This is a genomic window from Nocardia beijingensis NBRC 16342 (assembly GCF_001612785.1).
Taxonomy (GTDB): Bacteria; Actinomycetota; Actinomycetes; order Mycobacteriales; family Mycobacteriaceae; genus Nocardia; species Nocardia beijingensis.
In genome coordinates this window covers 425,422-446,377 of record NZ_BDBC01000010.1, presented here as the reverse complement: position 1 = coordinate 446,377, position 20,956 = coordinate 425,422, and the positions used below count along the sequence as shown (strand labels likewise).

Genomic DNA, 20,956 nt, shown 5'->3' with positions numbered 1-20,956 from the left:
CGCGGGACACAACGAAAGACGCCGCCATCATCGCGATGGCGGCGTCTTTCGTTGTGCGCGGGATGCGTCAGCGACCGAGGGAGTCGATCAGCGCGCTGTTCTGGCTCACGATCTGCTCGAACTGGCCCTTGAAGCCGTACTGCTCGGCCAGCTCGCCCGCGGCGGACTGGGCCTGCTCGACCAAAGACTGCGCGGCGCTCACGGCCGGCTGGGCGGGCTCGGGCACGGTGGGGAGTTCTTCGGCCTGGACCAGCGGCTCGGGCTCGGAGGTGCCGGGACGCAGGAACTTGCCGCACGTCGGCCACGCTCCGGGGCCCTGGCTGGCGAGCACGTTCTCCGCCACGCGGATCTGCTCTTCCTTGCTGGCGGTGTGCGCCGAGCCCCTGCCGCCGTTGGCGGCCCAGGTGCTCTGCGAGAACTGCAGGCCACCGTAGTAGCCGTTTCCGGTGTTGATCCCCCAGTTGCCACCGCTCTCGCACTGGGCGACGCCGTCCCAATCGTGGGTGGCGGCCGCGGAGGCGGAAGCGGTGGAGAATGCGAACGGGACGGCAACAAGAGCGCCGGTGATGGCGGCGAAGCCGATGGCGCGGGTGCTGATCTTCCGGTTCTCAGTCATGGTCGTTTCCCTCCCTGCGCCCGCCGGCACGGCGATCTGGCTTTCTGCCGCGCCCCTGTCCCCAGGTCGTCGGGGATCCTCGAACCGCGGGACAGGGTCACCGGTGTTCGGCGGTTCGAGTTCTAGCCCGTCTCGGATGATCCGGGCCGTGGAGTGACGGTAACGAAGAATTCTCAGCAGATCACATCTTGATAACGCCGGAATTGCATGAAGCGAATAACCCGAATATCGGTGTTTTACCAGGTGGGAAACGTCGTCAACACGCGGAATCCTTGCGAAGTTATCGCATTGTTATGTGAGTGAGATCACCGCGAAATGGTGAAGTAGGTCACGTTTGAAGTGGGCATTCGGTGGTGAATCTTCTGGGCGCGGTGTTGCGACGGGGGGAATATCACCGCCGTCGGATTGTCCGGTGCGTTCCCGTCCGTCGACGGCGTTGCGTTGGCTGTCACGCGGTCTGTTCAACTTCTCGAAACCGCACCTGAGCTGGCGATTTGCAGACTCTGCGAACCCGTGTGTAATGTTGTGTTCACCGACGCGGGGTGGAGCAGCTCGGTAGCTCGCTGGGCTCATAACCCAGAGGTCGCAGGTTCAAATCCTGTCCCCGCTACTAGGAACGGCCCCGGAACACTGGTTCCGGGGCCGTTTTGCGTTGATCGGGAAACGTTGCGGCATCTTCACCCATCCGCGGCTACCTCCAGCCGGGCGGAGGCGGTCGCCGGGCCTGCTCCCGGTGCAACCGTTCCCGCACGGCCGTCGGATCGGTTCGGCGCGCTCATCATGTCCGAGGTGACGGATCCGGTGTCGACGGTGGGATGGACGGTGGATGGTTGCGGTGGGTGTGCTCGCGCACGTCCACCCGCCGCGCGGCTGTCGGGATGCCCGCGCAGATCGGAGAATTCGTGTCGCCGACCTCTTGACTAGCGGAAAAAGTGGAGGAAACTAGTCATTACACCGGAAACAACGGTCGGTGAGCGCACTGTCAGCTGAGACGTCGGCAGGCAGTGAAGACACCGATACAGGATCCGGCTAGGCCCCCGGCAAGCCAGTCGAGAACCGGAGCCGTCAGCGACGACTGAGGCTCACGGAACGACGAAGACTACCGGGGACTGATCTGTGTAGGGGGTTTTTTCGCCTGGGTTCCAGGCTTGCGAACCGGACCGGAGTGCTCGGCCGATTCGCCCACTCCAACGGAATGCTGGTGGTTGACTAGCCGTGTGCCGGCTGTCTCGGCCGGAGATCGGCAACCCGTATCAGGAGGCACCCGCAATGCCCACTCATGACGGAAGCTGGCCGCAGGGAACACCGTGCTGGGTCGACTGCCAGGTCGACGACCCGGCACGCGCCCGCGAATTCTACGGCGCACTCTTCGGCTGGGACATCCAAGACAGCCCGCCCGAGGCGGGGGGTTATCTGATGGCGATGCGCAACGGCCGCGCGGCCGCGGGCATCGGACCCAAGCCGGAAGGCATGCCGATGCCCTCGGTGTGGACCACCTACCTGGCCGCCGACAGCGTCGACGCCGTCGCGGAGAAGGTGAACGCCGCGGGCGGTTCGCTGATGATGCAACCGTTCGACGTGCTCGATGTCGGCCGCATGGTCGTCGGCGCCGACCCCACCGGCGCGGTCTTCGGCATCTGGGAGGCCAAGGCCCACAGCGGCGCGGGGATCTACAACGAGCACGGCGCCTACTGCTGGAACGAGCTGCACACCAGCGACTACAAGCAGGCCCAGCAGTTCTACGCCGAGGTGTTCGGCTGGCACTACACCGAGATCGGCGACGGCGAGAACTTCGTCTACTCCACGTTCAGCCTGGCGCCCGACGGCGACGCCGTCGGCGGCGTCAACGACTCGACGAAGATGCCGGGCGACAATCCGTCGTACTGGCTGGCCTGGTTCCAGGTCGGCGACACCGACGACGCGCTCGCCAAGGCGCGCGAGCTCGGCGCCACCGTCATGACCGGACCCGACGACAGCCCCTTCGGCCGCATGGGCATCGTCCAGGGGCCGCAGGGCGAGGTGTTCGGCGTCATCGATCCGACGACGACCGTCGGGGAGCCGCCGAGCGGCGCGTGAGTCGTCCGGCGCCGACAACCGAGCCGCCGCGCTCGGTTGTCGCCGCCGCGGCAATCGTTTCGGCGGGCTCCGCGGCTCGCGGCGAGGGGAACGTAGGGTCTGGTCGACACGACTCATGAACGACGCTCGTGCCGACGGGTGCGGCGATTCGTCGAGGTCCAGGCGACGGTCGGTATACCCGGGTCAGTCGGAGCGCGCGGATCCCGGCGCCACCAGGCCGTGTTGATGGGCGTAGACCACGGCGTGGATGCGATCGCGGACGCCGAGTTTGGCGAGGATGCGGGAGACGTGGGTCTTCACCGTCTCCTCGCCGACGCCGAGCTGCGCGGCGATCTCGGCATTGCTGCGCGCGTCGGCGAGCAGCAGCAGCACCTCGAGTTCGCGGGCGGTGAGCTGTTGGACCTCCGGCGGGGTGCGCGGCGGTGCGAGCGTGTTCGCGAAGCGGGAGACGAGGCGGCGGGTCATCGACGGGTCGATCAGCGCGTCGCCGCGCGCCGCGATCCGGATGGCCGTGACCAGTTCCTCCGGCGGCAGGCTTTTCAACAGGAACCCGCTCGCGCCCGCTTGCAGGGCGCGATACAGGTTGGCGTCGCTGTCGTAGGTGGTGAGCACCAGGACGTGCGTGCCGCCCGCGGCGACGATCGCGGCGGTGGCGGCGAGGCCGTCCAGCTTCGGCATCCGGACGTCGAGGATCGCGACGTCCGGACGCACCAGGGCGGTCTCGCTGATCGCGGCGTGGCCGTCGCTCACCTCGGCGACGCAATCCAGGTCCGGCTGGCTGTCGACGACGGCGCGCAGGCCGGAGCGGAACACGCTGTGGTCGTCGGCGATCAGGACGCGGATGGGCGGGTTCACGATCCTCCGATCGGCACCGACACGGTGGTGTGCCAGTGCGTGGCGTCGTGGCCGAAGTGCAGTTCGCCGTCGAAGAGCTCGGCGCGGCGGCGGATTCCGTTCAGGCCGCGTTGGACCGAGGCGTCGGCGGTGACCGGACCGGAGGCGAGGGGATTGGTGGCGCGCAGCGTGACCCGCTTCGGCAGGTACTCCACCTCCAGGCGCGCGTGTGTGCCGTCCCCGTGCCGCAGGGCGTTGGTCAGCATTTCCTGCACGATGCGGTACAGGGTGATGTTCAGCGAGTCCGGCAGTTCCACCGCCTCGCCGCGCACGTCCGTCTCGACGTCCAGCCCCGCCGCGCGCACGTGCTCGATCAGCCCGTCGATATCGGCGAGTCCGGGCTGGCGCTGACCATCGTCCTCGCGGCCGTGCAGCAGGTCCAGCTGGCGGCGCAGATCGACCATCGCGGCCCTGCTGCTGGACTCCACCGCGGACAGCGATCGGGCGGCGGCCGCGTTCGCCGTCCCGCCGAGGGCCAGCCGCGCCGCACCGGCGTGGATGCCGATCGCGCTGACGTGATGGGAGATCACGTCGTGCAGGTCGCGGGCGATGGCCGCCCGTTCCTCGGTGACCGCGCGCTCCACGGCCGTCCGGTGCTCCTGCTGCCGCAAGCGCGCCCGCTGCTCCAGATCGGCGATGTAGGAGCCGCGCGCCGCCGTATAGCGGCCGACCAGCCAGGGCACGCAACCCGCGGAGACGGTCGTGGCGAGCAATATCCTCCAGTCGTGCGCCGCGGCGCTGTCGGTGCGCAGGTGCGCCCCCGCGACTCCCGCGCACAGCAGCAACATGGTGAGCACGGAAGTCGGCCCGGCGAGCCATGCTCCCGCGCGGTATCCGGCCACCAGGAACCCGACGTCGGCGAATCGCACCGGGAATCCGTGCCGGTACAGCAGCAGCGCGGCCAGCAGGCGCACCAGCACCTGTACGACCGCGACCACGCCCGCCGTCCGGGGCGGCGCGGCCAAGGCGAGATCGGCGGCGACGATCGCGATGATGGCGGCGACCGTCTGCCACGGCGCCACCGCGAACACGCCGCACAGGCCGAGCACCACCGCGTCGATGGTGGCGGCCACCACGGCGACGATCACCGACTGACGCGCCAGCGACCTGCTCACGTCCAACAGTTCGTCACCGCCTCCGTCTGGTTCCGGTGCCCGTCCTGAGGGTGATCCTAATGATCGGGACCTCCCCGGAAGACGACGCACGGTCGACAACTCTGCCGGTGCGCCTGCGCGCCCGCGTCCCCCGCGCGGGGGACGCGAAGTCCCTCGGCGGCGCGATGTTTTCCCAGGCACGAGCCCGTAGCGTCGGAGGCCGACGGCAGACGACGAAGGAGTGTCCCATGGGCCGTGTGGAGTTCGAGTTGCTGACCTATGCCATACCAGCATTCGCGGTGCTCATGCTGGTGGAGTGGATCGCCTACCGGCGTGATCCCGACCGGTCCGGCAACGGGGGATCGGGCCGCGACACCGCCTCCAACGTGGCGACGTTCACGTTGGGCAGGCTGACCAAGCCGCTGATGCAGTACGCGGTGCCGTTCTCGGCGGTGGTCGTCGCCGCGGCGATCACACCGCTGCACCTGTCGCCGCGATCGTGGTGGGTCTGGGTGCTCGGCCTGATCGTGACGGATCTCTGCTACTACTGGGCGCACCGCGCCGATCACCGGGTGCGGCTGATGTGGACCGCGCACAACGTGCACCACTCCAGCGAGCACTTCAACCTCTCCACCGCCATCCGCCTCTCCTGGCTGCATCCGGTCCCCAACATCCTGCGCGGCCTGGCGTGGGTGCCCGCAGCGCTGCTCGGCTTCCCGGCCTGGATGATCTTCCTGCTGCAAGGCATCGGGCTGCTCTACCAGTTCCCGATTCACACCCAGCGGGTGAAGACGCTGCCGCGCCCGATCGAGTTCCTGTTCAACACCCCCTCGCACCACCGTGTGCACCACGGCTCGAACAAGCCCTACATCGACAAGAACTACGGCGGCATCCTCATCATCTGGGATCGCCTGTTCGGCAGCTTCGCCGCCGAGTCGGAGCCGGTCCGCTACGGACTCACCAAGAACATCGGCACCGACAATCCGCTGAAGGTCAACTACCACGAATTGGCGGCGCTGATCCGCGACGTGCGCGGCGCGACCACCTGGCGGGGGCGGCTAGGGTACATCTTCGGCCCGCCCGGCTGGACCGAGCACCCCGCGCCGACCGTCTCGGTGGCGGAGCCGCCGCCCGCTGCCGCGGAGGAGCAGGTCCCAGCCGTGCAACTCGCGTCCTGAACGACGGAGGCTCCGGAGCCGGGCGGTGTGAGCCGTCCGGCTCCGGCGTGTGGAGCGCGCGCCGCGCGGGTGATGCCGGCCCGGATCAGGCGGGATCGAGGTAGAACCGCAGACTCGCGATGCCGTCGCCGCCGGTCGCGAACTCGACGACCGCTACCCCGGATACCGCGCCGAGCCGCACACTCGCCGTGACGGTGCGCCCGGCCGCGATCACCTTGCTCCAGCGCATGTTTCGCGCTCGATTCGTGAATTCCTCCGCCGATACCGGCGTGCCCGCGGGCAGTTCGATGTCGACCCGCTGCCCCAGCAGCTCGCGCACACGGCTCAGGTCGGTGCTCGCCGCGGCGGCGAAAAGCCTTGTCGTAGCCCGCTTTCCGCGACGGCCGACGCCGCCGAGCGCTTGCAGCATGCCGAGTGCGCCGCCGACGCCCTGGTTGACGACCAGCTGCGGCCCGAGCCGCAACGCGGCGGCGATGCCGGGCAGCCCGGTGCGCAGCAGCTGCCGGATCATGCCGGCCAGCTCCCAGTGTGCGGCCAGGTAGGCGATCTTCCAGACGCCGTCCAGCTCGACCAGCCGGTAGCGCAGATGCATCGGGACGAAGACGGTGGCGCCGGTGGACATCGTGGTGACGATGGTCAGGTCGCGCACCACCATCGGCGGATGAACCAGGTCGCGGTCGACCCGGAACGCGATGGTGTTCGGCCCGATGAAGGTGTCGTAGAAGCGTTCGATGGCGACGCGGCCGATGTGCGGACGCGAGCCCACCGGGTCGTTGACCTCCGCGCCGGGAGCGAACAGGCCGACCCACGCGGACTTGTCGTGCGCCGCGACCGCGCGCGGCGACGCTTCGACGGCCGCCAGCAGCGCTGCGCCCGAGTGATCCAGCGGCATGGCGGAACCTCCGTCGACGTGAGCAGAACTCGACACATGGTAGAACAAGTTCTAATTTCGGCGCGGCATCTGGTGTTCGTGGGGCTCGTGTACTGCTCGGAACTCGACGGGCCGACCGATTGCATGGAATTAGCTGATCTGTGACCGACGCCTACTCTTGTCCGATCGTGTGCGAAAAACGATGCGGAAATGCTGCATTTCCTCCCTTTCGGACTACAGTCGGGGCATGGGTATCGAGTACGCGAGCGTCATCGATCTACCCCGTTCCGAGGTGTTCGCGTGGCACGCGCGCCCCGGCGCTCTCACTCGCCTCGCGCCGCCATGGCAACCGGTGTCGCCGCGCGCGGAAGCGGACTCGCTCTGCGACGGGCAGGCGGTGCTCGGACTTCCCGGCGGGCTGCGCTGGGTGGCCAGGCACGACTCCCGCGAATACGACCCGCCACGCCGGTTCGTCGACGCGGTGACCGTCGACGGCATCGGGTCGCTGCCCGCCGGACTGCTCCCGTGGCGGCACACCCACGATTTCGAGGTCGTCGACGAGACGCGCACGCGGGTGATGGACCGGGTGGACGCGCCGGTGCCCGCCGCGGTGCTGCGGCCGATGTTCGCCTACCGCCACCGTCAGCTCGCCGGCGATCTCGCGGCCCACGCGCGGGCGGCGGGCGAAGGATTCGTGCACAAGACCATCGCGGTGACCGGAGCGTCCGGCACGGTCGGTTCGGCGCTGGTCGCGTTCCTGTCCACCGGCGGGCACCGCGTGCTGCGGCTGGTCCGGCACCAGCCCCGCGCCGCGGACGAACGACAGTGGGACACCGCCGATCCCGCCCCGGATCTGTTCGACGGGGTGGATGCGGTGGTGCATCTGGCCGGAGCCTCCATCGCGGGCCGGTTCACCGAGGGGCACAAGCGCGCCATCGCCGACAGCCGGATCGGCCCCACCCGCGGTCTCGCCGCGGTGGCGGCCGCGGCGGGGGTGCCGGTCTTCGTGAGCGCGTCCGCGATCGGCTACTACGGCGCCGACCGGGGCGACGAGGCGCTGACCGAGCAGTCGGCGCGTGGTGGGGGCTTCCTCGCCGACGTGGTCGACGGGTGGGAGGCGGCGACTGAGCCCGCGGCGGAAGCGGGAATGCGGGTGGTGCGGGTGCGGACCGGGATCGTGCAATCCCCGCGTGGTGGCACGCTGCGGTTGTTGCGGCCGTTGTTCGCGGCCGGGCTCGGCGGGCGCATCGGTAGCGGTCGGCAATGGCTGTCGTGGATCGGAATCGATGACCTGATCGACGTCTACCATCGGGCGCTCTGGGACACCGGATTGTCGGGGGCGGTCAATGCCGTTGCGCCGCAACCTGTCCGGAACGCGGAATACACCCAGGTCCTCGCGGCGGTGCTGCGCAGGCCCGCGCTGTTCCCGGTTCCGGGTTTCGGTCCGGCGCTGCTGCTGGGCCGGGAGGGCAACCGGGAGGTGGCGTCCGCCTGCCAGCGCGTCGTGCCCGCGCGGCTGACCGAAGCCGGTCACCGCTTCCGTACCCCGGCCTTGGAACCGGCGTTGCGGCATCTGCTCGGCAGGACCGCGGGCTGACTACGGCGTCATCCGCCGGACGCGTGCTCGGCGAGCAGGTTCGCGGCGTCGAGGAGGCTGTCGACGCGTGCGACGCCGTCGGGAAGAAAGACGGCCTCCCATCCGGGACCGCCGACCAGGACCCGGGCCCGCGCGTCGAGGCAGGCGCGCACCGCGGAGGTCAGCGCGGTGGACTCCTGCTGCGACCACAGCAGCACGGCTGCGGGGTGGTCGAACCGGGCCAGGGTGTCGGCGAGCGCGGCGGCGGGCACGTCGGCGCCGAGCATCCGCGCCCCGACGCCGCGTTCGGCGAGGGCCGCGCGCAGCACCTCCAGCGGAAGCGAATGCGTTTCTCCGCTGGTGCAGGCGAGTACCACCGGCGTCGTCCCCGCGGGCGCCGACGGCGGATCGGTCCGGTGCAGCACCGAGATGACGCACCAGGACAGCAAGTGCTCCACATCGATGCAGCCCTCGCCGCTCAGCTGGCGATCGATGATGTCGGCGAAAGCAGGACGGCACAACAAATTCCAGGTGTCCACCACACCGAACGCGCGGACATGCGCTTCGATCAGGTCGGACACCGCGCTGGTGTCCAACGCGAACGCCGCCTCCAGCAGCGCTTCCCGGTGGCCGAGGGTGGGCGCGGGTCCGCGCACCGCTGCGGCCGCTCCCGCCGGGCTCGCGCCCGTGCGGATCAGCGTGAGCATCCGCTCGAGCATGGCGATGTCGGCCTCGGTGTACAAGCGGTGCTTCCCCGGGCGATGCTGCGGCGGGCCGATGTCGTAGCGGCGATTCCAGCTGCGCAGCGTCGCGGTCGGGATACCGAGACGTTCGGCGACCGCGCGCACCGTGTATCCGGCCGCGTCGGACACGGGGACGGGACCGGCGGGCATCGCCCTATTCTGCCCGCCGCCCACGGGACCCGTTCCATCCGGCCGGTCGGTGGGTCCGCGCGGCGGCGTCACGTCACCCTCGCTCGCCCGGCGGGCCGGTCCGCGCGGGCGCGCGGGCGAACCGAGCCGGGACGGCCACGCGGAGGCCACCGCGTTCCATGGCGGGGTACTGCGGCGGTGATTGCGGTGTGCCGGCATCCGGGCATCGCGCTGACTACGGCCGACGAGTCCTCGTGGAGAACTGTCCTCGCGCCGGCTCGGCTCCGAGCGAGGACCGGGCATGCCGGATGGGGTCGCTCGGGTACGCCACGGTGGCCGGCGCGCGGTGTCGCCGAGCGGCGCCCGCGCCCGGCGGTCGTGCGGCCCCCGAGACAGGGCGCTGTTCTCGGCGTCATCGATCCTCCGGGAGGAAGGTATGCATCAATTATGCATCGTTTATGCTAACGTGGTCTACGTCGCCGATTTACGAGGAGTTAGCGTGTACCGTCGCGATTCGTTGCGTATGTCGACCCGACTGCTCGTCGGGGTGGTGTCGGCGCTGTCCGTCACGGCGCTGGCCGCGGGCGGAGCCGCGGGGCAGCCGGGCTCGGTCGCCGGGCCCGCGCCGGTGCCGCGCCTGGAACTGGACCGGTACTTGGGCACCTGGCGTCAGCTCGCCGCCGTCCCGCAGTACTTCAATCTCGCCTGCGCGCGCGATACGCAGGCGAACTACGCGCTCGATCCGCAAGGGAACATCGCGGTGCGCAATACCTGCACCACGTGGTCGAACACGCAGAACGAGATCAACGGCACCGCGGTGGTCAACGACCGGGAGACCGGGGCGCAATTGCACGTCAGCTTCCCCGGCGTGCCGACCCAGGACAGCCTGAACGGGCCGACCAACTACATCGTCACCGCGCTCGGCCCGGACTATTCGTGGGCGGTGGTCACCGACCCGAGCGGGACATCCGGATTCGTCCTCGCGCGCGCCGCGTCGCTCGACGCCGCCGCCTGGCAGCAGGTGCGCGCCGCGATCGTCGCGGCAGGCCAGAACCCGTGCCTGTACCTGACCTCCCCGACGACGGGCGGTGAGTCGCGCATCGTCCCCCTCTGCGTGAGCTGATCAGCCGTGCTCGGCGCTCGCGAGGGTCGCGTCGCAGGCGGTAGGGCTGAGCCGCCCGCTGCCGCCCCGGCGCGGCCCTCACGGGCGCCGAGCACGTTCCGGCGAGGAGGCTGGAGGATGACCATCCGTGCCGTACGGCGGGAGCGTGCGCGATGACCATCACGATCGCCTTGTTCACCCGCGATCTACGGGTGCGGGACAATCCCGTGCTCACCGCGGCGCACCGGGAGGGCGCCGCGGTGGTGCCGCTGTTCGTCCTCGATGACGCCATCCTCTCCGGCCGCTTCGCCGCGCCCAACCGCGCCCGGTTCCTCGCCGCCGCCCTCACCGAACTGGACGACGAATTGCGCGCCATCGGCGGCGCCCTGGTCCTGCGGCGCGGCGACGTGGCCGCCGAGGTCGATCGCGTGGTGGCGCAGGTGCACGCCGAGAGCGTGCACGTCGCCGCCGACGTCAGCGGCTACAGCCGCCGACGGGAACGCGCGTTGCGCGAACTTCTCTCCCGTCGCGACTGCCTGCTGCACACGCATCCCGCCACCGTCACCATCGCCGATCCGGCGACCCTGCTGCCCGCCACCGGGCGCGATCACTTCGCGGTATTCGGCCCGTATTTCCGGCGCTGGTCCGACGCGCCGCGGCGCGAGCCGCTCGGCAAGCCGCGCGACCTGACGGTGCCGCGGGTGACCGGCCTGCCGCTGCCGGACCCGGGCGATTTGTGCGCGGGCCCGGCGTCGCCGCGGCTCGCCGTGGGCGGTGAGACGACGGGCCGCAAGCTGCTGCGGGACTGGCTGTCCGGCCCGGTGGAGCACTACGCGCGCGACAACGACGACCTCGCCGCCGACGCCACCTCGCGGTTGTCGCCGTATCTGCATTTCGGGTGCGTTTCCCCGGTGGAGCTGGCGCACCGGGTCGACCTGGCGACCGAGGGTGGGCACGCGTTCGCCCGGCAGCTGGCCTGGCGCGACTTCCATCACCAGTTGCTGGCCGCTCGCCCGTCCGCGGCCTGGTCGGACTATCGCACCCGCTCGATCCGCTGGCGCGACGACCAGCAGGCCGTCGACGCTTGGCGGGAGGGACGCACCGGGCACCCGATCGTGGACGCGGGCATGCGGCAGCTGCGCGCGGAGGGCTGGATGCACAACCGGGCCCGCCTGATCACGGCCAGCTTCCTGACCAAGTCGCTGCGGGTCGACTGGCGGGTGGGCGCGGAGCACTTCCTGCGCTGGCTGGTGGACGGCGATCTGGCGAACAACCAGCTCAACTGGCAGTGGGTCGCGGGCACGGGGACCGACACCAGGCCGAACCGGGTGCTCAATCCGCTGCGCCAGGCGCAGCGCTACGACCCGGACGGCACGTACGTCCGGCGCTGGATCCCCGAGCTGGCGCATCTGCCAGGCGCGCGCGTCCACCGTCCGTGGCGCGAAAAGGTCGATCCGGCGGACTATCCGGCGCCGATCATCGACGTCGCCGGAATGTGACCGCTCCCGCTCACCTTCGCTGCGTACTCGGCCGCACGGCGTCGGCGACCGACTCGAAGGCTCGCACGACGTTTTCCAGTTCGTCGCCCACGCGGCGCATCCCTTCCACCGTCGCCGGATCGTCGGTGTCGAAGTACCACCGTGCGAACCAGCGGCGGGACGCGTCGTCGGCGTCGTGGGCGAGCCGCGCGATCTCGGCGCGGTAGTATTCCGCGCCAAAGGAATTCAACGGTGCCGCGAACGTTCGGGCCGTGTTCCGGCCGCATTCCTCGACGATGCCGATGAGCTCGGCGAGTTCGTCCGCGAGCGCTGTTACGCGGTGGCGGTGCGCGAGCTCGGCTGTCCTTCCGAGATGGACGACGACGGCCCGCATGGCGCGGGTGAGGTCGCAGTCCGGCTCGCACGTGCCGTCCTCGGCGAGTGCCGCCAGCTGGGCGTGCACCGCGGCGTGATCGGCGGGCACGAGATGGAGCATGCCGAGGATCGCCGCGGCTTGCCCGACCGTGCTCGCCGCCCGCCGAGCGCAGTCATCGGAGTGTTTCCGGGCCAACGGTTGCGACAACGTCACAGGTGCTCCTGACGGTGGATCGAAAGGTCTGCGCGCGGCGATGATCGCCCGCACGGTCGCGACCGGTACCGCGACACAGATGATTCGAAGACCAGGCCGGTGCGGATCAACCCTCCTGGACCGCAAGCGTTGCGGCGTGAGCTTGGCGAATCCAGTTCGGGCGAGTTTGAATTGATGTGTCGAGGATTTGCTTCGCCCGAGGAAAGGGGCCTGTCATGGGCACCGTCGAAATCGCGATCACCATCGGCCGCATCGTGGACACCTTGCAGAAGGCGCTCATCCTGCTCATTCTCTGAGCGACCCGTGCTTGCCTGGCTCGCCGCCGGAGCATCGATCAGCCGCCGTGGACCGAGCGGTGGAAGTCCCATGCGTCGGAGACGATGTCGGCCAGGTCGGGACGCTGTGGCTTCCAGCCGAGCCGAGCGCCCGCCTTGCCGCTCGCGGCCACGCAGACGGCCGGGTCGCCCGGCCTGCGCTGGCCGAAGTGCACCGGGAAATCGCGTCCGGTGACTTCGCGAACCGTATCGAGCACCTGCCGGTTGGAGTAGCCGCTGCCGTTGCCGAGGTTGTACACCTCGTACTCGCCGGGGCGGATGGCCTCCAGCGCCAGCAGATGCGCGGCGGCCAGATCGGCCACGTGCACATAGTCACGGATGCAGGTGCCGTCCGGCGTCGGGTAGTCGGTGCCGTAGAGGGTGAACGAATCACGTTGCCCGGCAGCGGCTTGCAGCAGGATCGGGATGAGATGCGACTCCGGCTCGTGCCGCTCGCCCAGCCGCGCGTCCCGGGTGACGACGGCGCCGGAGGCGTTGAAGTACCGCAGCGACGCCGCGCCGAGTTCGCTCGCGCCGCATTCGCCCGCGATCATCATGTCCACCGTCGCCTTGGTCGCCGCGTAGGGGTTGGCCGGACGCACTTCGGCGTTCTCGTCGAAAGGCGTGCTGCCGTCACCGGTGTACATCGACCCCGTGCTGGAGAAGATCAGGCGAGGGGTGCCGGCGCAGCGAACGGCGCGCAACAGTGCGAGCGATCCTTCGATATTGTTCCACCAGTACTTCTCCGGGTTCGCGACCGATTCGGCGACTTCGATCTTGGCGGCGAAATGCAGCACGCCCTCGAAGCCTGCCGACGGGGTTAGCACGTCGGCGACGCGGTGGATCGGCAGTTCGTGGAACGTCACGCGCGGCGGGAGGTTCGACGCGAAGCCGGTGGACAGGTCGTCGAGAATCTCCACTTCATGGCCCGCTTCGACGAGTTGGTGCGCGACGACGCCGCCGATGTAGCCGGCGCCGCCGGTGACGAGAAGTTTCACGGGTGTCCTCTCAGGTGGCTGGCCGAAGAACTCAGGGTAGGCCGTGGCGAGCGCGCCGACGGCCGGGTCGGTGTTCGGAATCATCATCGCGTCCGGATCCGGCCCGGCGGCTCTTTCGATGCTGTGAAGTCGCTGGAGATATGGATCCGGTTGTCAGCTACTTCCCGGCGCATTACCGGGCTCGCTCGAGATCCCGCCCCGAGGATCGGTTGCACGGTCGAAGTCCGGCCGGCGGCCCGCGGGGCGAAGACCGAGGAGAACGAGTATGAAGGCGTTGAAGTCGAAGGTAGCGAAGGCCGCGGCGGTCGGAGGCATCGCTCTGGCGGCGGTCGGCGTCGGCGCGGGCGTCGCGAGCGCGGATCCCGGCCACGACGACCGCGACCACGGACCGGTTCCCGAGCAGCACCACCAGGACCCGCAGCCGAGCCCGCACGGATTCTGGTTCCTCAACCAGTGGATCCCGCTGCCCTGAGTCCGTCGACACGCCGCGGTCAGGTCGATTACCTCGCAGGTAATCGACCTGATCGGCGTTGTGGGCCAGGCTCGGGAGCATGGTGACGAACAGCATGCGGCGACAACGTTCCGCGCTGGCGGGTGCGCTGCGCGGCCTTGCGCTCGGACGGGTCGTGCTCGGCTCGGCCGCGCTCGTGGCCCCGCGGACGCTGAGCAAGGCGCTCGGCGTCCGGCCGACGCCCGAACTCGACTACATGACCCGGATCTTCGGCGCGCGGGCGATCGCGCTCGGCCTCGGATATCTGACCGCGCCCGCCGAGGAGCTGCCGCGTTGGCAGCGCCTGGCGTTGCTGGTGGACATCCTCGACACGACGCACGGCGGCGTGCGCCTGGTGCGCGGCGACGTCCCCCGGCCCACCGCGGTCGCGCTGGTGACCCTGACCGGTGGGTACATGCTCGTCGGCGCGACCCGGCTGGCCAAGGACCTGTCGTGAATGTCTTTGGCACACTGGGGCGATGGCGACCGTTGTGGCATTCCACGCGCACCCCGACGACGAGACGCTGCTGACCGGAGGGACGCTGGCCGAGCTGTCCGCCGCCGGACACCGCACCGTCATCGTGGTGGCCACCGACGGCCACATGGCCGATCTGGACGGCCGGAAGGCGCTGCGGCTCGGGGAACTGGAAGCGAGCGCGGCCGCCCTCGGCGTGCACCGCGTGGCGCACCTCGGCTACGCCGACAGCGGGCACGGCGCGGTGCTGTACGCCGACCCGCCGGACCGCACACGTTTCGCCCGCGCCGACCCCGAGGACGCGGCGCGGCGTCTGGCCGCGATCCTGCGCGAGGAGAACGCGGAGATCCTGCTCAGCTACGACCGCAACGGCGGGTACGGGCATCGCGACCACGTGCGCGTGCACGAGGTGGGCAAGCGCGCGGCCGAACTGGCCGGGGTGACGCGCGTTCTGGACGCCACCCTGCCCCGCGACGGCTACACCCGCCTCGCGCGTGCACTGACGCGGCTGGGCCTTCCTTTCGGCTACGATCCGTCGGTTCTGCACTCGCTGTACAGTCCGCGTTCGGCGATCACCCATCGCATCGACGTCTCCGCCCATGCCGCCCGCCGCAAGACCGCCCTGGCCGCCCACCGGTCGATCATCGAGGGCTCCAGCCGCTTCGCGTCCATCGCGAAGGTGCTGCTGCGCATGCCGACTCCGGTGTTGGCCCGCGTCATGCGCTGGGAGTGGTACGCCGAAGAAGGAGCCACCCTGACCTCGGGCCCTCCGCTCGACGACATCTTCCGGACCGCCTCCCGCTGAGCGGTTCGCGTTCGGAGGTTCATGATGAGCCGACCTGTGTGCCGAGACCACCCGTGACCCACCTCGCTACGCACGCGGTATCGAAAAGGCCCCTTGGCGCGGGCCGATTCGACACCGCAGGTCGTGGGCGGTCACCGATCCCAGCCGCACGATCGTCGGCGGATCGCGGTGGACCGGCTCGTTCTGCGGTGGGCTGCGCGTTCCCGCGGTGGACCGGCTCGTTCTGCGGGGGCGGGGCGTTTCCCGGCGGACCTGTGCCTCCCTGCGGTCGACCTGCGCGTTCCCGGGTACCGATGGACCACGCCTGCGGCTGTCGGTGGGCTGACAGGAAGCCGACCGGTCCTCGACCGCGCCGCCGGGCCGGCCTCGGCGGTGGACTTCGGCGGGAACCCCGACCTACCGCGATGGCATCCGTTCACCCGAGGTGTCGGCGGGCTCCCGAGGCAGCACCACGGTGAAGGTCGCCCCGCGTCCCGGTTCGCTGTCGACCGACACCCGTCCGCCGTGCGCGTTCACCAGGGCCTGGACGATGGACAGGCCGAGGCCGGTGCCGCCGCTGGTGCGGGTGCGCGAGGCGTCCGCGCGATAGAAGCGTTCGAACACCCGGGCCGCCGCGTCGGAGGACAGGCCGGGGCCCGCGTCGATCACGTCGATGCGCACGCGATCGGGCGCGGCGGTGAGCCGCACCGTGATCGGCGTTTCCCGCGGAGTATGGGCGAGGGCGTTGCCGATCAGGTTGCTCAGCACCTGGCGCAGGCGGGCCTCGTCGCCGACGACGTCCATGGTTCCCTCGCCGTCGCCGAGCGTCAGCGTGATCGGACGATCCGGGGCGTCGGGCGAGGGTTTCTGACGGGCCGCGATGGCCCTGGCGTTGTGCACGGCGTCACCCGCGAGTGCGAGCAGGTCGACGGGCGTGCGTTCCAGCGGGCGTTTCTCGTCCAGTCGCGCCAGCAACAGCAGGTCTTCGACCAGCAAACCCATGCGCTCGGCCTCGGCCTCGATCCGGCCGACCACCATTCCCGCGTCGCTGCTCGCGCCTTGGCGGTACAGCTCGGCGAAACCGCGGATCGTGGTCAGCGGCGTGCGCAGTTCGTGGCTCGCGTCCGCGACGAAGCGGCGCATCCGCGCCTCCGATCGGCGGGCCGCCTCCTCCGAGGCCTCGGTCGCGGCCACGCCGTGCTGGATCTGCGCGAGCATCTCGTTCAACGACCGCGCGAGATGATCGACCTCGGTGTCGACGCCGCGCACCGGCACCCGCCGGTGCAGGTCCCCGCCCGCGATCGCCGCCGCGGTCTGCTCCACCTCGCGCAGGGGCCGCAGGCTGCGCCGGATGACCAGGTAGCCGACGGCGCCGAGGGCCAGCAGCGCCGCGGCTCCCGTGCCGATCTCGAAGAAGATCAGCCGCGAGACCGTCTCCTGGTTGTCGGTCAGCGGCAGGCCGATGGTGGTCGAACCGTACTGGTTGGTGGTGGTCAGTACGCGCCAGCGCACGGAGGAGCCGTCGGCGGAGTCCACCGTGCGCGGTGTGCGGGCGTTCGCGTCGTCGAGGTCCGGCGCGCCCGCGGCGTTGTTGGCACCCGGCAGTTCCTGGTACACCTGCCCGTCGGCTCCCGTGCGCAGTTCGAAGAAGCGGCGCGGCTGCTCGCCCGGCGACCTCGGCTGCACCGGCACGGCCGGGAGATCGGCCGGAACCCATTGCGTGCGACCGTCATCGGTCGTCACCTGCCGCATCGGGCGCGGCTGCGCCCAGGACCGTGCCGCGTCGTAGAGTTGCTCGTCGGTGCGCTGGGTGAGCGACCGGCTCAGCGCCGAGGTCACCGCCGCGCCCGACGCGAACAACGCCGCCGCCGTCAGCAGCAGCAGCACGATCACCAGCCCGATGCGCAGCGGGACCGCCGAGATCCGCCGCGCGAGGCGCTCCCGCACGCTCACGTCCGGCTCACCTGCGGTTCGCGCAGCACGTAGCCGACGCCGCGCAGCGTGTGCAGCAGCTTGGGTTCGGTGGTGTCGATCTTGCGCCGCAGGTACGACACGTACGACTCGACCACGCCGGCGTCGCCGCCGAAGTCGTAGCGCCAGACGTGATCGAGGATCTTCGGCTTGCTCAGCACCTTGCCCGCGTTGACCATGAAATACCGCAGCAGGGTGAACTCGGTCGGCGACAGCGACACCGGCGCGCCCGCCTTCCACACCTCGTGGCTGTCGTCGTCGAGCACCAGGTCGCCGACCGTGATCCGGTTGGCGCTCTCCTGGACGGACTGTATTCCACTGCGGCGCAGGATGACTCGGAGCCGGGCGATGACTTCCTCCAGGCTGAACGGCTTGGTCACGTAGTCGTCGGCGCCGAGGGTGAGGCCGGTGAGTTTGTCGTCGACGTCGTCGCGCGCGGTCAGGAACAGCACGGGGGCGCTCACCCCGTCGGCGCGCAGCCGCCGCAGCATCCCGAACCCGTCCATGCCGGGCATCATCACGTCGAGGATGAGCGCGTCCGGCCGGAAGGTGCGCACCCGGTCCAGCGCCTCGGTCCCGCTGAGCGCCGTGGCCACCTCGAAGCCCTGGAACCGCAGGCTCACGGCGAGCAGTTCGATGATCATGGGTTCGTCGTCCACGATGAGGACGCGGGCCTCGGGTCGGGTGCCGGTCATGCACCCATGGTTCCGCCGCAAGCGCTGAGCAACCTGCGAGCAAGCTGGACGTTTCCTGTGAACGGGGATCGACCGCAGACGTGCGTGGGCACCGTGGCTCGCGAACGCTACCCCTAGCCCCCATGAGGCGAGACCCGGCCGCGCGCGCCGAGCGGGTGTTTCGTCTGAACGGCTCGGTCACCGACCGCACAGCGGATGCACTGGCGGATGCCGATGCTTCACCCAGGGCGGCAGATCACAGGGCGGCTGTCCGGAGCCGAACCGGGTGTCGCCGGATCTGCCTGAGCCCGGTGCGCTCGGCCGAGTCGATTGCTGCGCACCGGCAGGACGTTCTTCCACGGCGATCGGACTACTCGGCGCGGCCGGTCACGACACCGCGGCGGCCGGCTGCGTCCACACCGAACCACCGATGTCGCGGTTCCCGGTCATCCGCCCGATTGCCTCTGGTGATGGAGCTTGCTGGCGCCGAGGTCGGAAAGCCGGTAGGGGACCGGCGAGGCGGGCGCGTTGCTCCCGGCCGCCCGGTCGATCGAGGTCGGCGTCGCAGGCCCGGCCGCGGAAAGCGGTGTGCCGACATTGCTACCAGCGGCATTGCCGGGTGGCCGTGGACAGTGATGCCGCGCGGTCCTCGAACCCGCGGGACACGATATCGCCGCGTCGTGGGACGCGGCGATATCGCGGACCGAATCGTCAGCTGGTGGGTGCGGTCAGGTCGTAGACCGTGACGCCGCCGACTGTTTTCGCGGTGTAGTTGGCCTTCACCCACTCGGTGATCTGGTCCGCGGCCGACTTCTCGCCACCGGAGCCGGGCCGCATGCCCTGACCTTGGGCGATGAAGTAGTGCACCTCCCCGTTCGCCACGTAGTGCTGGAACTGGGCCAGCGTCGGCGCGTCGTCGCTTCCGCTGAAGCCGCCGATCGCGATCACCGACGTGCCGGTGCGCAGTTCCAGGCTGGAGGCGGTGCCGGAGCCGATGCTCGCCGCCGACCACCGGCTGTCGGTGTCGGCCAGCAGGGCGTCCAGCTCGGCGTTGTCGGCGCTGCCGCCCGGCCCACCGCCGCCGGGAGCGCCGCCTGCGGCAACCCTGTCGCCGGTCGGCAGGCCGGTGGCAGCCGCGTCGCCGGGCGCTTGGCTGGTGCCGGTGGGGGCCGCGTCGCCGGGCGCTTGGCCGGTGCCGGTGGTAGCTCCGTCTCCGGTCGACTGGCCGGTCCCGGACGCTCCGTCTGCGGCCTGGGTGCGACCGTCGTCGGCTCCCGCGCCCCGACCGGGTCCACCAGGCCCGCCCATCGACCCGGTCTGCGCGGGTCCGGAGGCGGGGATGCCGCCGCTGTGCGCGTGCGTGACCGTTTCGACCGCGTACGCCGCCGACCCGGCGAATCCGGCGAGCAATGCGGTGGCCGCGACGACGACGGCGATCCGGCGGGACCGGTGCGCGCCGAGCAGCAGCGCCAGGGCGGCGATCGCCGTCGCCGCCACCACCGTCCAGCGCAGCCACGGCAGCCAGTCCGGCGTGCGGTTCAGCAGAACGAAGGCCCAGGCGCCGGTGACCGCCGACAGCAGGGCCAAGGTGATCCTGGCCGCCACGTGCCCGCGCCGTCGCCACAGCTGTGTCACCGCGATCGCGGCGACACCGGCGACGCCGGGCGCGAGGGCCACCGTGTAGTACGGGTGGATGATGCCGCTCATGTAGCTGAAGACCAGGCCGGTGCCGAGCAGCCAGCCGCCCCAGAGGATCATCGCCGCCCGCAGGCGGTCGGTGCGCGGTGCGCGGCCACTCAGCCAGAGCCCGGCGGCCAAGCCGATCAGCGCGACCGGAAGCAGCCAGGAGATCTCCGTGGCCATGGTGCCGCTGAACAGCCGGGCCAGTCCGGTCTCGCCGCCGAACGCCCCGCCCATGCCGCCACCGCCGGGGCCGCCCGAGCCTCCTCCACTCGGATTGCCGCTGCCGCCGAGCAATCGGCCTATGCCGTTGTAACCGAGCGCCAGTTCCCACAGGCTGTTGTCGGTCGACCCGCCGATGTACGGGCGCGAATCAGCGGGCCACAACTCGACCAGCAGCACGTACCAGCCGCCCGCGACCACCATGGCCGCGCACGCGGTGATCAATTTGCCGATGCGCGACCAGAATCCGCCCGCCCCCGCGACCAGGAACACCAACCCCAGCGCAGGCAGGACCAGGAACGCCTGCATCATCTTGGTCAGGAACGCGAAACCGATGGCGACACCGGCCAGCGCGAGCCAGCCGGTGCCGGCCGAGCGCCAGCGCGGGGCGTCCGAGTCGATCGCCCGCACCGTGCAGTAGGCCGCCGCGATCAGCAGCAGTGTCAGCAGCGCGTCCGGGTTGTCGAAGCGGAACATCAACGCGGCGACCGGCGTCGCCGCCAACGCAGCGCCCGCGAGCAGGCCGGCGCCGGGCCCGCTCCACCGCCGCACCGCGGCGTACAGCAGCGCCACCGAGCCGACGCCCATCAACGCCTGCGGCGCCAGCAGCGACCACGAGCCGAACCCGAACAGCCGCCCCGACAGTCCCATCACCCACAGTGCCGCGGGCGGCTTGTCCACCGTGATCGCGTTGCCCGCGTCGTGCGCGCCGAACAGCAGCGCCTTCCAGCTCTGCGTGCCCGCCTGCGCCGCGGCGGCGTAATACTCGTTCGCCCAACCGGACACCGTCAGATTCCACAGATACAGCACCGCGGTCGCGCCGAGCAGCGCGAGCAGCGCCGGGCGTGCCCACCGCGGTTGGGTCGCGGGCCCGAAGAACACGCGATCCGCCCAGGACCGTCCGGCCGGGGCGCGATGGGCGCCGACGAGTCGCTCGTCGGCCTCGACGCCCGGCGGGACGCTCGTGATCAGCGCCATGATTTCGCCTTCCTTTCGTCAACC

General features: G+C 70.5%; 18 protein-coding genes and 1 tRNA gene. 9 read left to right on the top strand and 10 right to left on the bottom strand.

Annotation, left to right across the window (positions count from 1 at the left end):
* Positions 1-67 precede the first annotated feature (67 nt).
* Positions 68-616, bottom strand: a complete 549-nt coding sequence (locus tag NB3_RS07295; RefSeq protein ID WP_067798301.1) for a transglycosylase family protein — start codon at positions 614-616, stop codon at positions 68-70.
* 536 nt (positions 617-1,152) lie between these two features.
* Here NB3_RS07295 and NB3_RS07290 point away from each other — a divergent pair.
* Both NB3_RS07290 and NB3_RS07285 read left to right on the top strand, forming a co-directional pair.
* Positions 1,153-1,226, top strand: a tRNA-Met gene (locus tag NB3_RS07290).
* 659 nt (positions 1,227-1,885) lie between these two features.
* Complete coding sequence (locus tag NB3_RS07285; protein ID WP_067798298.1) at positions 1,886-2,692, top strand: VOC family protein; 807 nt, start codon at positions 1,886-1,888, stop codon at positions 2,690-2,692.
* 183 nt (positions 2,693-2,875) lie between these two features.
* Here the strand turns inward: NB3_RS07285 and NB3_RS07280 are convergent, their stop codons facing one another.
* Together NB3_RS07280 and NB3_RS07275 are read right to left on the bottom strand one after the other, a co-directional pair.
* A complete protein-coding gene (locus NB3_RS07280) occupies positions 2,876-3,547 on the bottom strand; it encodes a response regulator (RefSeq protein ID WP_067798295.1) in 672 nt (223 codons plus the stop codon).
* The gene (locus NB3_RS07275) at positions 3,544-4,701 is read right to left on the bottom strand and encodes a sensor histidine kinase (protein ID WP_244891794.1); all 1,158 of its coding nucleotides are present in this window, start codon (positions 4,699-4,701) and stop codon (positions 3,544-3,546) included. The genes NB3_RS07280 and NB3_RS07275 overlap by 4 nt, the downstream gene beginning before the upstream one ends.
* 227 nt (positions 4,702-4,928) lie before the next feature.
* Between NB3_RS07275 and NB3_RS07270 the strand changes: the two genes are divergently transcribed.
* Entirely contained in the window at positions 4,929-5,858 is a 930-nt protein-coding gene (locus NB3_RS07270; RefSeq protein ID WP_067798292.1) for a sterol desaturase family protein, read from the top strand.
* An 85-nt stretch (positions 5,859-5,943) separates the two neighbouring features.
* On the opposite strand, the gene NB3_RS07265 is transcribed toward NB3_RS07270, so the two are convergent.
* Positions 5,944-6,750 carry a nuclear transport factor 2 family protein gene (locus NB3_RS07265; protein ID WP_067798289.1) on the bottom strand — a complete coding sequence of 269 codons (807 nt, stop codon included), beginning with the start codon at positions 6,748-6,750 and terminating at the stop codon, positions 5,944-5,946.
* A 226-nt stretch (positions 6,751-6,976) separates the two neighbouring features.
* Here NB3_RS07265 and NB3_RS07260 point away from each other — a divergent pair, with 226 nt between their 5' ends.
* Positions 6,977-8,326, top strand: a complete 1,350-nt coding sequence (locus NB3_RS07260; RefSeq protein WP_067798286.1) for a TIGR01777 family oxidoreductase — start codon at positions 6,977-6,979, stop codon at positions 8,324-8,326.
* Between the two features lie 8 nt (positions 8,327-8,334).
* On the opposite strand, the gene NB3_RS07255 is transcribed toward NB3_RS07260, so the two are convergent.
* The gene (locus NB3_RS07255; protein ID WP_067798542.1) at positions 8,335-9,198 is read right to left on the bottom strand and encodes a MerR family transcriptional regulator; all 864 of its coding nucleotides are present in this window, start codon (positions 9,196-9,198) and stop codon (positions 8,335-8,337) included.
* 502 nt (positions 9,199-9,700) lie between these two features.
* Between NB3_RS07255 and NB3_RS07250 the strand changes: the two genes are divergently transcribed.
* On the top strand, positions 9,701-10,300 hold the full coding sequence (locus NB3_RS07250) for a lipocalin family protein (protein WP_067798283.1): 600 nt from the start codon (positions 9,701-9,703) through the stop codon (positions 10,298-10,300).
* A 152-nt stretch (positions 10,301-10,452) separates the two neighbouring features.
* Entirely contained in the window at positions 10,453-11,778 is a 1,326-nt protein-coding gene (locus NB3_RS07245) for a cryptochrome/photolyase family protein (RefSeq protein ID WP_067798280.1), read from the top strand.
* 10 nt (positions 11,779-11,788) lie between these two features.
* On the opposite strand, the gene NB3_RS07240 is transcribed toward NB3_RS07245, so the two are convergent.
* Both NB3_RS07240 and galE read right to left on the bottom strand, forming a co-directional pair.
* The gene (locus NB3_RS07240) at positions 11,789-12,346 is read right to left on the bottom strand and encodes a hypothetical protein (RefSeq protein ID WP_067798278.1); all 558 of its coding nucleotides are present in this window, start codon (positions 12,344-12,346) and stop codon (positions 11,789-11,791) included.
* Between the two features lie 334 nt (positions 12,347-12,680).
* Positions 12,681-13,658, bottom strand: a complete 978-nt coding sequence (galE, locus tag NB3_RS07235) for a UDP-glucose 4-epimerase GalE (RefSeq protein WP_067798540.1) — start codon at positions 13,656-13,658, stop codon at positions 12,681-12,683.
* Between the two features lie 274 nt (positions 13,659-13,932).
* On the opposite strand from galE, the gene NB3_RS07230 reads away from it, so the two are divergent.
* The 3 genes from NB3_RS07230 (at position 13,933) to NB3_RS07220 (ending at position 15,428) form a co-directional block, all read left to right on the top strand.
* Complete coding sequence (locus NB3_RS07230; protein ID WP_067798537.1) at positions 13,933-14,130, top strand: hypothetical protein; 198 nt, start codon at positions 13,933-13,935, stop codon at positions 14,128-14,130.
* A gap of 79 nt (positions 14,131-14,209) precedes the next feature.
* Positions 14,210-14,605: a hypothetical protein gene (locus NB3_RS07225; protein WP_244891792.1), complete on the top strand. Its 396-nt coding sequence runs from the start codon at positions 14,210-14,212 to the stop codon at positions 14,603-14,605.
* A gap of 22 nt (positions 14,606-14,627) precedes the next feature.
* Entirely contained in the window at positions 14,628-15,428 is an 801-nt protein-coding gene (locus NB3_RS07220) for a PIG-L deacetylase family protein (RefSeq protein WP_067798275.1), read from the top strand.
* Positions 15,429-15,824: 396 nt separating this feature from the next.
* Here NB3_RS07220 and NB3_RS07215 read toward each other — a convergent pair whose 3' ends face one another.
* From NB3_RS07215 to NB3_RS07205, 3 genes are all read right to left on the bottom strand, one after another.
* Positions 15,825-17,360 carry a sensor histidine kinase gene (locus NB3_RS07215; RefSeq protein ID WP_067798272.1) on the bottom strand — a complete coding sequence of 512 codons (1,536 nt, stop codon included), beginning with the start codon at positions 17,358-17,360 and terminating at the stop codon, positions 15,825-15,827.
* Complete coding sequence (locus NB3_RS07210) at positions 17,357-18,073, bottom strand: response regulator transcription factor (RefSeq protein WP_067798269.1); 717 nt, start codon at positions 18,071-18,073, stop codon at positions 17,357-17,359. Before NB3_RS07210 ends, NB3_RS07215 begins: the two co-directional genes overlap by 4 nt.
* Before the next feature lie 690 nt (positions 18,074-18,763).
* The gene (locus NB3_RS07205; RefSeq protein WP_084485897.1) at positions 18,764-20,932 is read right to left on the bottom strand and encodes a glycosyltransferase family 39 protein; all 2,169 of its coding nucleotides are present in this window, start codon (positions 20,930-20,932) and stop codon (positions 18,764-18,766) included.
* Positions 20,933-20,956 lie beyond the last annotated feature (24 nt).